This is a genomic window from Teichococcus coralli (genome assembly GCF_009829925.1).
Lineage (GTDB): Bacteria > Pseudomonadota > Alphaproteobacteria > Acetobacterales > Acetobacteraceae > Pseudoroseomonas > Pseudoroseomonas coralli.
Window position 1 is genome coordinate 19,714 of the sequence record NZ_SNVJ01000026.1, and the last position, 13,004, is coordinate 32,717.

Sequence of the window (13,004 nt, forward strand, 5' to 3'; positions counted from 1 at the left end):
TTCTTCGGGTTTGCCGCGCGGGCGGCCCGCGCGGCGCCGACCTGGCAGAAAGAAGCTGGGGGTCCGCGGGAATCTCTTTTCCCGGCCTTTTTCATTCCTCCTCCGCCAGCGCCGCCCGCATCCAGTCAAGCAGGGCCGCCGCCGCCCCGGAGCCTGCGCGCCCGCTGAGCGGGATGGCCGCGAGCCCCTCCGCGAAGGGAGCGAAGCCGCAGGGCGCGACCAGTTGCCCCTTGGTGAGCTCCTCCCGCGCCATCCGCCGCTCCACCAGCGCCACGCCGAGGCCGCTGCGCGCCGCCTCCAGGCAGAGATGGGTGTGCGGAAGGCGCAGTTCCGTCTCCCAGGCAAGGCTGCGGCCCGTCCGCTCCCGCCAGAGGTCCCAGGCGCGGCCGGTATGCTCATGCGCGATCCGCACCGGAGCGTGCAGCGCCTCAGGTTCCGCGGCGGCCGGATAGCCGGGCGCGCAGACCGGCCCGAACGCCACCTCGCCCAGCGGAATGGCGCGGGCCTGGTCGGCGGATGGGTAGGAGGCCCGGTCCCAGGCGATCACCAGGTCGGCGCCTTCATGCCGCAACTCGCGCGCCGAGGTCATCGAAAGCCGCAGGCGGATGGCGGGATGCGCGCGGTAGAAGCCGGCCAGCCGCGGCACCAGCCAGCGCATCGCGAAGGTGGCGCTGCAGGCGACATGCACCGCCGGGCCGCGCGCCTCCTCGCGCAGGTCCTGCCAGCCCTGCTCCAGCGCATCCAGCGCGCCGGCAACGACCCGCCGCAGCGCCTCGCCCTGCGCGTTGAGGCGGATGCCGGTGCCGGCCTTGTCGAACAGCGGCAGGCCCGCCGCCTCCTGCAAGGCACGCAGCTGTCGGCTCACGGCGCCATGCGTGCGGCCCAGTTCCTCGGCGGCGCGGGTGACGGAATTCAGCCGCGCGGCGGCTTCGAAGGCGCGCAGCGCGGACAGCGGCGGAAGGCAACGTCGCATCTCCAGCCTTTCGTGAGTTTTCCGCACGGATGCGATGGAACAACTGCATAGTCGCGGCAGCCGGCGCCGTCTACACCGGTGGGCGAGGCACGCAGCCGCCGCCCAGAAGGAGAGCCCCGGCATGGCCGTCATCCGCACGATCGAGGAACTGGAAGCCATCTACGGCGCGCTGGACGCGGTTGGGGAGGCTTCCACCGGCAAGGTGGCCGACCACGTCACCCCGGAATACCGCCGCATCATCGAGGCCGCGCCCTTCGTGGCGCTCGCCACCGTCGGGCCGGAGGGGCTGGACTGTTCGCCGCGCGGCGACCGCGGGCAGGTGGTGCGGGTGCGGGACACGCGCACGCTGCTGCTGCCGGACCGGCGCGGCAACAACCGCATCGACAGCCTGCGCAACGTGGTGCGCGACCCGCGCGTGGCGCTGATGTTCCTCATTCCCGGCAGCGGCAACGCGCTGCGGGTGAACGGCCGCGCCCATCTGGAGGCCGGCCCGGACCTGCTCGCCTCGCTCGCCGTGGAGGGCAAGGCACCCCGAACGGTGATGGTGATCGAGGTGGGGGAGATCTACTTCCAGTGCGCCCGGGCGATCATCCGCGCGGGGCTTTGGAAGCCGGAGAGCCAGGTGGCTCCCGCCAGCCTGCCGACGCCGGGGCAGATCCTGGCCCGCATGACCAAGGGCCGCGCCGGCGGCGAAGCCTATGACCGGGAATGGCCGGAGCGGGCGCGCAACAGCATGTGGTGAGGCGCGCCGCTCCCGCCGCGCTCACCAGGCGTAGTTGAGGCTGCCCAGCACGTTCAGCCGGTTGCCGTAGAAGCAGCCCGCGGTGCCGGAGCAGCGGGAGACGTAGCGCGTGTCGGCCAGGTTGCTGGCGGTGACGTTGAACTGCAGCCCCCGCATGCTTTCGCTGAGGCGGGCCAGGTCATAGCGCAGGCCGGCGTCGAACAGCGTGACGGAGGGCACCACGGAACCGCCCGTGTTGACCGCCGAGGTGTTGCCCAGGAAGCGAACGCCGGCACCGACCGTCAGGCCACCGACCGGGCCCGCGAAGCTGGCGAGGCTGTATTCGGCGTAGAGCCCGGCATTGTTCTTGGCCACGCCGGCCGGACGATGGCCCAGCTCAGCCGCGATGTTGCTCTCGGTGATCTCGGGGTCGAGATAGGTGTAGTTGCCGGTGAGGCTGACACCCCGGCCGATCTCGGCCGTCGCCTCCACCTCGACGCCGCGCACCCGGATCTCGCCGGTGGAAACCTGCTGGAACACGTTGTCCGGGTCCGGCGTCAGCGTGTTCTGCTGCGTCAGGTGGAAGGCCGCGACCTGGATGAAGCTCCGCATGCCCTTCGGCTGGAACTTGATGCCGGCCTCGTACTGCTCGCCTTTCAGCGGGTCCCAGCCCTTGGCGACGCCGCTGGTGTCGGTGCCGACCTGCGGCTGGAAGGAGCGGGCGTAGCTGACATAGGGCGCCAGGCCGCTGTCGGCCAGATAGACCGCGCCCACGCGCCAGGTGAAGGCCTGGTTGTTCTGGGCGCTGTGGACGCCGCCGGCATCGCGGTCGTCAATGTCGGAATAGGCCCAGTCCTGCCGGATTCCGCCCAGCAGCACGAGGTTGCCGATGCGCGCCTGGTCCTGCAGGTACAGGCCGTACTGGGTGTTGACCTGCCGCGCGTTGTCGTAGGGCGCGCCCAGCGGCGGGATCGCGCTGCCATAGGTCGGGTTGAAGACGTCCAGGCCGCTGGCGAAGGCGAACTGCTGCGCGTTGCGGTAGAAGACCTGACTAAAGTCGAAGCCGCCCAGCACGGTATGGCTCACCGGGCCCGTGGTGAACTGCGCCTTCACCTGGTTGTCCACCTGGAAGGTGTTGACGTCGATGTCGGCGCGGTAGGCGTAGCGGCTCAGTGTCCGCTGGTCGGCCTCCAGGCCACCGCCATAGACCTGGTCCCACGCGATGTTGGTCTGGCCGTAGCGCAGGTTCTGCTGCACCGACCACACGCTGTTGAAGCGGTGGGACAGCTCGTAGCCGACGCCGAACTGCATGCGGTCGAAGCGGTCGAAATCCTGCTCGCCGGTGAAGCGGCTGCGGCCGATGCGGCCGAAGGGCGTCTCCGTCACCGTGCCCTCATAGGGCAGGAACTGGTTCCCGGAGGTGCGGTCGCGCTGATAGTAGCTCAGCAGCGTCAGCGAGGTGTCGGCGGTCGGCCGCCAGGTCAGCGTCGGCGCCAGGAAGATGCGGTCGTCATCCACCTCGTCCACCGCCGTGCCGGAATCCCGCACCAGTCCGGTGAAGCCGTAGAGCCATTGGCCATCGGCCGTCAGCGGCCCGCTGGCATGGCCCTGGCCCTGCAGGCGGCCGAAGCTGCCCGCCGTCAGCCGCACCTCGCCGGTGGCGAAGTCCGTCGGCCGGCGCTGCATCATGTTGACGAGGCCGCCCGGAGCGATCTGCCCGTAGAGCACCGAGGTCGGTCCGCGCAGCACCTCGTAGCGCTCCAGCCCGTAGGTCTCGAAGACGCTGCCGGCATAGCCGGTGTTGTAGCGCAGGCCGTTGAGGAAGATGCCGTTGTCCTGCGCGTTGAAGCCGCGCAGCTGGAACCAGTCGGTGCGGCTGTCGCTGCCGTAGTTCTCGCCGCGCACGCCGGCGGTGTAGCGCAGCGCCTCGCCCAGGGTCTGCGCCTGACGGGCGTCGATCTGGTCGCGCGGCACCACGGAGATGCTCTGCGGGTTCTCGATCAGCGGCGTGTCGGTCTTGGTGCCGGAAATCTGCTGCTCGGCCACGAAGCCGCGCACCGGGTCCAGCGCGCTCTCGCCGCGCCCCAGGACGTTCACCTCGGGCAGCACCATGGCGCCGCCCGCCGCCGCGCTCCCGGCCGCCGCGCTCCCGGCCGCCGCGCCTGGCGCCGTCTCCTGCGCGGCGGCCGGAAGGGCGGGCACCAGCGCGCTGGCGCCAAGCAGCCATGCGGCGAGCCGGATGGAACGGCGGCGCGGGGAAGGGTCGGGCATCGGGCGGTCCTGGTCTGGGCGAGCGGCCGAGGAGGGCCGCGCGGATCAAATGATAATCAGAATGGTTCGCATTATCAAAAGGCCGACACCTTCGCCATCCCCTTTCCGGGCCGCCCGCCCGGCAACCCCATCGCGGGCGGCCGGCTGGCCCCCATGTCCCGGTTCGACTTCGGCGGCAATCCGCCCTGGCTGAACGCCGCCACCCTCCTTGCCGCCGCCGCGGCCACCCGATTGGCGGGAATACGCCTCGCCCGCCGTGCGGCTGCGCCGCCACGTCATGGCCCATGCCGACATCTTCGGCACCAGCATCATCGAGATTGCGCTGATCTTCGTGATCGACGCCGCCCGTGGCGGCGGGGCGGCGGCGCTCCGCACGCTGCGGCCGGAAGGCGGCCGAAGGAAGCGGAGAGCCGCCCCGCCGGGTTTGGCTTCGCCCGCCCGGCGCCGTATCCTGCGGCCTTTCCGAAAGGGGGCGACAGCATGCGGCTTTACGAGATCCCGGCGCATCTGCCGTTCCTGCCGACCCTCGCCGAGGGCGTGCTGGGCTGGGTGGGGCTGGACGATCCGCTGGCGCTTTCCCGCGCCACCATCCTGCTGCCGACGCGCCGCTCCGCGCTGGCCTTGCGCGAGGCCTTCCTGCGCACCGCCGGCCACCAGGCCCTGCTGCTGCCGCGCATGCGCGCGCTGACCGGCCTTTCCACCGAGGAGGCCGACGAGCTGTCGCTGCCCACCCTGCTCGACCTGCCGCCGGCGGTGGACGCTTCGCGCCGCCAGGCCGTGCTGACCGAGATGGTCATGCGCCTGCCCACCCGCTACGGCGGCCCCAACTCACCGGAGCAGGCCTGGGGCCTCGCCACCGCGCTGGCCGAGCTGATGGACGAGGTGGCGCTGGAAGGCGTGGACGACGGCAAACTCTCCGAGCTGGTGCCGGAGGAGTTCGCCACCCACTGGCAGGTGACGCTGACCTTTCTGCGCGGCGTGCTCGACGCCTGGGAAGCCTGGCTGAAGGACGAGGGGCTGATGGATATCGGCCCCCGCCGCGTCGCCGCGCTGCGTGCCCAGGCCGAGCTCTGGAAGAAGCACCCGCCCGAGCATCCGGTCATCGCCGCCGGCATCGGCGCCGGCGGCACCATTCCCGCCGCCGCTGCGCTGCTGCGCGTGGTGGCGCGCATGAAGAACGGCGCGGTGGTGCTGCACGGGCCGGGCGAGGTGAAGTCAGCCGCCCTCTGGGAAGCCATCGGCCTGAGCCCGACGCACCCGCTGTCCGGCCAGGTGCGGCTGCTCTCGGCGATGGACGCCACGCCCGCCGACCTGCGCCCCTGGCCCGGCAACGGCGCCGGCCAGCCGGCGCTGGAGCGGCGCGCCGAGCTGATCTCCTGCTCCCTGCGCCCCGCCGACGGCATCGAGGCCTGGCTCACCCGCCGCCCCGACCACTGGCTGCCGGCGCTGAGGGGCCTCTCCTACCTCGACGCGCCGGACGTGCAGGCCGAGGCCGTCGCCATCGCCCTGCTGCTGCGCGAGGCGCTGGAGCATCCCGGCGCCCGCGCCGCGCTGATCACCCCGGACCGCGACCTCGGCCGCCGTGTCGCCGCCGAGCTGATGCGGCATGGCGTGCTGGCCGACGACTCCGCCGGCCAGCCGCTCGGCGAGACGCCGACCGGCGCCTTCCTGCGGCTGATCGCCCAGGCGGTGGCCGAGGGCTTCGCGCCGGTTCCGCTGCTCGCCCTGCTGAAGCATCCGCTCTCGGCCGGCGGCATGGCGCGCTCCGACTGGATGGAGGCGGTGCGCCTGCTGGAGCGCCGCGCCCTGCGCGGCCCGCGCCCCGCCCCGGGCCTGCCCGGCCTGCGCGCCCGCGTGGCGGAAGCTTTCCGCCGCGAGAAGGACGCCGCCCTGCTCGGCCAGGCGATGCGGCTGATCGAGGCGCTGGAACGCGCGCTGGACGGCTTCGCCGAGCTGCCGCACAGCCCCGCCCTGCCGCCGGCCGACCTGCTGGAGGCGCATCTCGACGCCGCCGAGCGCCTCGCCACCACCCGCGAGCGTCCGGGCGGCCTGCGCCTCTACGCCGGCGAGGAGGGCGAGCCGCTGGCCGTGCACCTCGCCAACCTGCCGCCCGCGCTGCGCGCCCTGCCGCCGATGAGCCCGGCCGTCTGGCCGGCGCTGTTCGATTCCCTGCTCGCCGGGCCGGTGGCGCCCAGCGTGCGCATGGGCCGCGGGCGGGAGGGGCAGCAGCATCCCCGCGTCGCCATCCTCGGCCTGCTGGAGGCGCGGCTGCAGGATTTCGACCTCGCCGTGCTCGGCAGCCTGGAGGAAGGCGTCTGGCCGCACGCCACCGACCCCGGCCCCTGGATGAGCCGCCCGATGCGGGCCGATTTCGGCCTGCCGGAGCCGGAGGCGCGCATCGGCCGCGTCGCCGCCGACTTCCTGCTGCTCGCCGCCTCCGCGCCGCGCGTGGTGCTCTCCCGCGCCCGCAAGCGCGCCGGCGCGCCCACCGTGCCCTCGCGCTGGCTGACGCGGCTGGAGACCTTCCTCGCCGGGCAACGAGACCCGGACGGCCAGGGCCTCGCCTTGCCGCGCAGCCCGGCCGCCGGCTGGGCGGCGCGGCTCGACATCCCCGAGGTGGTGCGCCCCTGCCCTCGCCCCGCCCCTTCGCCGCCGGTGGAGAACCGTCCGCGCGAGATCAGCGTCACCGAAGTGGCTGACCTGATGGCCGACCCCTACGGCTTCTACGCCCGCCATGTGCTGCGGCTGATCCCCTTCGAGCCGCTGGACGCCGAGGTGGGCGCCTCGGACTACGGCCAGGTGGTGCACCAGGCGCTGGCCGGCTGGACCCGCCGCCTCGCCGCCGCGCCGGGCGGCTGGCCCGGCCTGGCCACCGCCCGCGGCTGGTTCGAGGACGCCGCCGCCCATGCGCTGGAGGAAGCCGCCGCCCGCCCCGGCCTGCTCGCCTTCTGGCGCCCGCGCCTGCGCCGCATCGGCGACTTCGTGGTGGCGCTGGAGGAGGCGGCGCAAAGCGGCCACCGCATCCGCCGCCGCCATGCCGAGGTGCCCGGCCAGCTCGATATCGCCGGAGGCCAGGTGCGCCTGAAGGTGCGCGCCGACCGCATCGACGAGCTGGCCGACGGCAGCCTCGCCCTGATCGACTACAAGACCGGCACGCCGCCCACGACAAAGGAAATCATGGACGGCCGTGCCCCGCAGATGGCGCTGGAGGCGGCGATCGCCGAGGCCGGCGGCTTCAAGGACCTCGACCCGCACGCCGTCTCGGCCCTGGCGCATTGGCGCCTGACCGGCGGCAGCACGCCGGGCGAGGTGCAGCCGGTGAAGGCCGAGCCCGCCGCCCTCGCCGCCGACGCGCTGGACAACACGGTGGAACTGGTGCGTGGGTTCCTGCTCGGCCAGCGGCGCTTCGTTTCCCGCCCCCACCCGCGCCGGCGCCCGCAGCGCACCGAGCACGACCACCTGGCCCGCCTCGCCGAATGGGGCAGCGCAGAGGAGAGCTGACGCCTGGCATGCCCGTCGCGCCCGGCGCCCGGCTCCGTTAGAATGCGCGGGATGAGCAGCACCGCCCTTTCGCCCCGCGCCGCCGCCCAGGCCGCGCAGCGCCGCGCTTCCGATCCGCAGGCCTCCGCCTGGGTGGGCGCCTCGGCCGGGTCCGGCAAGACCAAGGTGCTGACCGACCGCGTGCTGCGTCTGCTGCTGCGCCCGGATGCGAAGGCGGGCCGCATCCTCTGCCTCACCTTCACCAAGGCCGCTGCCGCCGAGATGGCCACGCGCCTCGCCCGCCGCCTGGGCGAATGGGCCGTGGCGGAGGATGCCGCGCTGGACGCCTCGCTGGAGGCGCTGACTGGCCAGCGCCCGGACAGCGCGACGCGCCGCCGCGCCCGCGCCCTCTTTGCCGAGGTGCTGGAACTGCCGGGCGGCATGCGCATCGCCACCATCCATGCCTTTTGCCAGTCGCTGCTGCGCGGCTTCCCGCTGGAGGCCGGGCTGCCGCCGCAGTTCACCCTCATCGAGGAAACCGAGGCCGCCGCCATGCTGGCCGACGCTCGCGAGGCGGCGCTCGCTTCCGGGCAGCTTCCGGCCGAGGCGATCGAGGCCATCGCCGGCCTCGGCTCGGCGGAGGATTTCGCCGATACGCTGCGCGCCCTGGTGAAGGAGCGCGACCGGTTGGGCACCGCCATCGCCCAGGCCGGGGGCCTGCGCGGCTGCGACGCGGTGCTGCGCCGCCGCCTGGGCCTGCCGCCGCAGGGCAGCGAGGCGGAGGCCGTCGCCGGGGCCGCCGCCGCCGTGGGCACCGAGATGGTGCGCGCGGCCGGGCTGCTCGCCGGCAGCGGCAACGCCAACGACCGCGCGCGCGGCGCCGCCATGAAGGCCTGGATCGCCCTGCCCACCGAGGCGCGCGCCGCCCGCTGGGAGGACTGGACCGAGATTTTCCTCACCGCCACCGAGGGCACGCCGCGCAAGTCGCTCGCCACCAAGGGCGGGCTGCGCGACCGGCACGAGGAGACGCAGGCGCTGATGGCCGGGGAGGCGGAGCGCGTCCATGCCGTGGAGGAAAGCCGCAAGGCCTGGCGCCTGCATGCCGCCAGCCTGGCGCTGCTCGCCCTTGCCCAGCCGGTGCTGGACGGCTACGCGGCGCGCAAGGCCCGCATCGGCGCGGTGGATTTCGACGACCTGATCCGGGCGGCGCGCGGCCTGCTTTACGACCCCGGCAGCGCCTGGGTGCTCTATAAGCTCGATGGCGGGCTGGACCACCTGCTGCTCGACGAGGCGCAGGACAGCAACCCCTACCAGTGGGAGATCGCGGCGCGGCTCGCCGGCGAGTTCTTCGCCGGCACCGGCACGCGGGACGAGAGCAGCATCCGCAGCATCTTCGCGGTGGGTGACGAGAAGCAGTCCATCTACGGCTTCCAGGGCGCCGACGCCGCCGGCTTCGGCCGGTGGGAGGAGCATTTCTCCTCCGCCGTGCGCGCGGCGGGGGCCGATTTCGCCGCCGTGCCGCTCAACGTCTCCTTCCGCTCGACGGCGCCGGTTCTGGCGCTGGTGGACGCCGTCTTCGCCGAAGGCCCGGCGCGGCACGGCGTGGTTCCGGAGGGGCATGTGCTGCAGCACCGCGCCGACCGCGAGGGCGAGGCCGGGCTGGTGGAGATTTGGCCGCCATTGGCCAAGCCCGATCCCGCCGTGCTGGAGCCCTGGCATGTGCCGGACGAGCCGGTGGCCGAGAATGACGCCGAGGCGCTGATGGCCGAGGCGCTGGCCGCCCGCATCGCGCAGATGGTGGAGCAGGAGACGCTGCCCTCGCGCGGCGGCCGCAGGATACGCCCTGGCGACATCCTGGTGCTGCTGCGCCGGCGCACGGGGTTCTCCGGCCTGCTGGTGCGGGCGCTGAAGGCGCGGGGCGTGGCGGTGGGCGGGCTCGACCGGCTGCGGCTGATCGAGCAGATCGCGGTGCAGGACCTGCTCGCGCTGTGCGACGTGCTGCTGCTGCCGGAGGACGACCTGCAACTGGCGGCGGTGCTGAAGAGCCCGCTCTGCGGCATCTCCGAAACCGAGCTGTGCGATTTGGCGCGCGGCCGCACCCAGCCGCTCTGGTGGCGCTTGCTGGAGCATCGCGGCCGCGCCACCTTGCTCGGCCATGCCGCCGACTGGCTGGCCGACCTCGCCGATCGCGCCGACCTCGTCACGCCGCACACGCTGCTGGCCGAGGTGCTGGGCGAATATGGCGGCCGGGCCCGCATCATGGCGCGGCTCGGCCCGGACGTGGCCGACCCGCTGGACGAGATGCTGAACGCGGCGCTGACCTTCGAGGGCCGCCACCCACCCAGCCTGCAGGGCTTCGTGCAATGGCTGCGGCGCGGCGGCGCCGAGGTGAAGCGCGAGGCGGAATCCGGCGTGGACGCGGTGCGGCTGATGACCGCGCATGGCGCCAAGGGGCTGCAGGCGCCGGTGGTCATCATTCCCGATGTCGGCAGCGGGCGCGGCGAGAAGGCGGTGCGCTGGGATGAATCCGACCCCCCGCTCCCCTTCTGGGCGCCGCGCAGCCGTCGCGACTTCTTCGCCCCCGCCTGGAACGCGCTGATGGAGGCCGACACCGCCGCGCGCGAGGCGGAGGAGAACCGGCTGCTCTACGTCGCCCTGACCCGCGCCGAGGACCGGCTGCTGGTCTGCGCCTGGGGCGACCCCAAGCCGGGAAGCTGGTACGATCTCGTCGCCCAGGGCTTCTCGCGGCTGGCCGGCGCGGAGGAGGCACCCTTCGAGGCGGCCGGCTTCAACGGCCCGGCGGCGGCCAGCTTCGCCGGGCCGCTGCGCCGCTTCGCCTGCCCGCAGACCGCCTCTCCCCGCCCGGACGCGCCGCACGACCCGCTGGCCGAGGCGGCGCCGCTGCCGGCCTGGGTCGGCCGCCCCGCCGCGCCGGAAAGCGAGGCGCTGACCCTCTCCCCCTCGGCTCTTCCCGGCGAGGAGGAGACCCCCACCGCCGCCCCGCACGGCCGCGCCGACCCAACCGGCGAGCGCTTCCGCCGCGGCCGGCTGATCCATGCCCTGTTGCAGCACCTGCCCGAGTTCCCGCCGGAGCGGCGGCCCGAGGTCGCCGCACGCTTCCTCGAGCGGCCGGGCCATGGCCTCTCCGCCCAGGACCGCGCCGCCACGCTCGCCGAGGTGATGCGGCTGATGCAGCACCCGGAGCTTGAGGCGGTCTTCGGACCGGATGCGCTGGCCGAGGCGCCGATCGCCGGGCGGGTGAACGGCCAGCCGCTCGCCGGCCAGGTGGACCGGATGCTGATCCGCCCCGACCGCATCGTGGTGCTGGACTACAAGACCAACCGGCCGCCGCCGGAGGAAGTGTCGCAGGTGCCGGCGCTCTACCTCCGGCAGATGGCCGCCTATCGCGCCCTGCTGCGGCAGGTCTTTCCGGGCCGGCGGGTGGAGTGCTGGCTGCTCTGGACCTGGTCCACGCGGGTGATGGCCCTCCCCGATGCGGTGCTCGACCGGCACGCGCCCTGAGGGCCGGCGCACCGGCCCCGCAAGGCGGCGGACCTTGATGGCGCAGCGCGGGGAGGATCTCGGCCTGGCCTGGCCGCCGCTCCCGCTCTAGCCCGATGGGGCGGGCCCCTGCTTCGCCGCCTGCCCGGCAAAGGCCAGTTCCTGCACGAAGCGGGCGTATTCCGTCTCCTTCAGCTCCGGGTTCGGCAGGCGGAGCAGGAAGCTCGGATGCACGGTCAGCAGCACCGGCCGGTCTCCCGGCCCCTCGAAGACCTGCCCGCGCAGCTTCAGCAGCGGCAGCTTCTGCCCCATCAGCGCCTGGGTGGCCGTGCCACCGAGCGCCACCAGCAGGTGGGGGGCGACCTCCTCCACCTCCCGCAGCAGAAAGGGCCGGTAGAGCTTGATGTCGCCCGCGTCGGGCGACTGGTGCAGCCGCCGCTTGCCACGCATCACGTACTTGAAGTGCTTCACCGCGTTGGTGACGTAGCAGGCGGTGCGGTCCACGCCCGCCTCGGCCAGGGCGCGGTCAAGCAGCCGCCCCGCGGGCCCCACGAAAGGGCGGCCCTTGCGGTCCTCCTCGTCGCCCGGCTGCTCGCCGACGAACATCAGGAGGGCACCCTTGGGCCCCTCCCCCAGCACGGCGGACCGGTCGGCGGCCCAGGGTGCGACCGGCGGCGCAGCGGACGAGGCCTCAAGCGGCAACGAGAGATTCTCGGGCATGACCGGGGTTCAACGCCCTGCCGGACAGAGAGTTCCTTTCACCGCCTTTCCTGGCCAGTTTCAGGCTGGTAGAGAGGACGACTTTCTTTCAGTCTTTGATTTCGGGCGCGCAGCCGGCGCGCCCCTTCCGCGCGGGGGGTTGCTCAAGCCATGAAGTTCACGGTGGACCGGGCGGTGCTGCTCAAGGCGCTCGCGCATGTGCAGAGCGTGGTGGAGCGGCGGAACACCATCCCCATCCTGGCCAACGTCATGTTGGCGGCGCAGGACGGTACCCTGACCCTGACCGCGACCGACATGGAGATCGCGATCGTCGAGGCGGTGCCGGACGTCACGGTCGCGCGCGCCGGGCGCACCACGGCGCCGGCCGCGACGCTCTACGAGATCGTCCGCAAGCTGCCGGACGGCGCCAAGGTCGAGCTGGACCATGCGGGCGGCGACGCGCCGCTGGCGCTGCGTGCCGGCCGCTTCGCGACCAGCCTGATGGTGCTGCCGGTGGAGGACTTCCCCTCCATGACCGAAGGCAAGCTGCCGCACAGCTTCGTCATCACGCCCGCCATGCTGCGCGAGCTGGTGGACCGCACCAAGTTCGCCATCTCCACCGAGGAGACGCGCTACTACCTCAACGGCATCTACATCCACGCCACCGAGATGGAGGGGCAGAAGGTGCTGCGCGCCGTCGCCACCGACGGCCACCGCCTCGCCCGCGTGGAGGAGCCGCTGCCGGAGGGCGCCGAGGGCATGCCGGGCGTCATCGTGCCGCGCAAGACGGTGAACGAGATCCGCAAGCTGGCCGACGAGACCAGCGAGCCGGTCGAGGTGAAGCTTTCCGACACCAAGATCCGCTTCGCCTTCGGCGGCGTGCACCTGACCAGCAAGCTGATCGACGGCACCTTCCCGGAATACGAGCGCGTCATCCCGCGCGGCAACGACAAGATCATGACGGTGGACAAGCGCGCCTTCGCCGAGGCGGTGGCGCGCGTCGCCGCCATCTCCTCCGAGCGCTCGCGCCCGGTGAAGCTGAGCCTGAAGCCGGACAGCCTGACGCTCACCGCCAGCAGCCCCGACCAGGGCCAGGCGGAGGAGGAGCTGGACAACGGCGCCGTCTCCTATAGCGCCAATCCGCTGGAGATCGGCTTCCAGGCCCGCTATCTCGCCGACATCACCGACCAGATCAGCGACAAGGTGGAGTTCCGCTTCGCCGATGGCGCCGCCCCGACCGTGGTGGTCGATGCGTCGAAGCCGCAAGCGCTCTACGTGCTGATGCCGATGCGCGTGTGACGCGCCAGGCCGGCGGAGCCGCAGGTCCCGCCGGCCTGGCTCCCGCCCGGCGCGCCGGGC

8 protein-coding genes are annotated in these 13,004 nt (G+C 73.3%); 4 read left to right on the forward strand and 4 right to left on the reverse strand.

What is annotated here, in order from left to right; all coding sequences use genetic code 11:
• Positions 1-91 precede the first annotated feature (91 nt).
• Positions 92-973: a LysR substrate-binding domain-containing protein gene (locus E0493_RS20485; protein ID WP_202397250.1), complete on the reverse strand. Its 882-nt coding sequence runs from the start codon at positions 971-973 to the stop codon at positions 92-94.
• A 121-nt stretch (positions 974-1,094) separates the two neighbouring features.
• On the opposite strand from E0493_RS20485, the gene E0493_RS20490 reads away from it, so the two are divergent.
• Positions 1,095-1,715 (forward strand): pyridoxamine 5'-phosphate oxidase family protein, encoded by a 621-nt coding sequence (locus tag E0493_RS20490; protein ID WP_160939128.1) that lies wholly within the window; start codon positions 1,095-1,097, stop codon positions 1,713-1,715.
• Positions 1,716-1,736: 21 nt separating this feature from the next.
• On the opposite strand, the gene E0493_RS20495 is transcribed toward E0493_RS20490, so the two are convergent.
• On the reverse strand, positions 1,737-3,965 hold the full coding sequence (locus E0493_RS20495; protein ID WP_160939129.1) for a TonB-dependent siderophore receptor: 2,229 nt from the start codon (positions 3,963-3,965) through the stop codon (positions 1,737-1,739).
• A 45-nt stretch (positions 3,966-4,010) separates the two neighbouring features.
• Positions 4,011-4,277: a hypothetical protein gene (locus E0493_RS20500; RefSeq protein WP_160939130.1), complete on the reverse strand. Its 267-nt coding sequence runs from the start codon at positions 4,275-4,277 to the stop codon at positions 4,011-4,013.
• A 168-nt stretch (positions 4,278-4,445) separates the two neighbouring features.
• Here E0493_RS20500 and addB point away from each other — a divergent pair, with 168 nt between their 5' ends.
• Entirely contained in the window at positions 4,446-7,466 is a 3,021-nt protein-coding gene (gene addB, locus E0493_RS20505) for a double-strand break repair protein AddB (RefSeq protein WP_160939131.1), read from the forward strand.
• A gap of 51 nt (positions 7,467-7,517) precedes the next feature.
• The gene (addA, locus tag E0493_RS20510; protein ID WP_160939132.1) at positions 7,518-10,967 is read left to right on the forward strand and encodes a double-strand break repair helicase AddA; all 3,450 of its coding nucleotides are present in this window, start codon (positions 7,518-7,520) and stop codon (positions 10,965-10,967) included.
• An 87-nt stretch (positions 10,968-11,054) separates the two neighbouring features.
• Here addA and E0493_RS20515 read toward each other — a convergent pair whose 3' ends face one another.
• Positions 11,055-11,666: a UdgX family uracil-DNA binding protein gene (locus tag E0493_RS20515; RefSeq protein ID WP_160939133.1), complete on the reverse strand. Its 612-nt coding sequence runs from the start codon at positions 11,664-11,666 to the stop codon at positions 11,055-11,057.
• 150 nt (positions 11,667-11,816) lie between these two features.
• Between E0493_RS20515 and dnaN the strand changes: the two genes are divergently transcribed.
• A complete protein-coding gene (gene dnaN / locus E0493_RS20520) occupies positions 11,817-12,944 on the forward strand; it encodes a DNA polymerase III subunit beta (protein ID WP_160939134.1) in 1,128 nt (375 codons plus the stop codon).
• Positions 12,945-13,004: the final 60 nt, after the last annotated feature.

Excerpts from the sequence above, each read along its gene's own strand:
- addA (WP_160939132.1), top strand. The coding sequence starts at position 7,518 with ATGAGCAGCACCGCCCTTTCGCCCCGCGCCGCCGCCCAGGCCGCGCAG.
- E0493_RS20500 (WP_160939130.1), bottom strand. The coding sequence starts at position 4,277 with ATGATGCTGGTGCCGAAGATGTCGGCATGGGCCATGACGTGGCGGCGC.
- E0493_RS20490 (WP_160939128.1), top strand. The coding sequence starts at position 1,095 with ATGGCCGTCATCCGCACGATCGAGGAACTGGAAGCCATCTACGGCGCG.
- dnaN (WP_160939134.1), top strand. The coding sequence starts at position 11,817 with ATGAAGTTCACGGTGGACCGGGCGGTGCTGCTCAAGGCGCTCGCGCAT.
- E0493_RS20495 (WP_160939129.1), bottom strand. The coding sequence starts at position 3,965 with ATGCCCGACCCTTCCCCGCGCCGCCGTTCCATCCGGCTCGCCGCATGG.
- E0493_RS20485 (WP_202397250.1), bottom strand. The coding sequence starts at position 973 with ATGCGACGTTGCCTTCCGCCGCTGTCCGCGCTGCGCGCCTTCGAAGCC.
- addB (WP_160939131.1), top strand. The coding sequence starts at position 4,446 with ATGCGGCTTTACGAGATCCCGGCGCATCTGCCGTTCCTGCCGACCCTC.
- E0493_RS20515 (WP_160939133.1), bottom strand. The coding sequence starts at position 11,666 with ATGCCCGAGAATCTCTCGTTGCCGCTTGAGGCCTCGTCCGCTGCGCCG.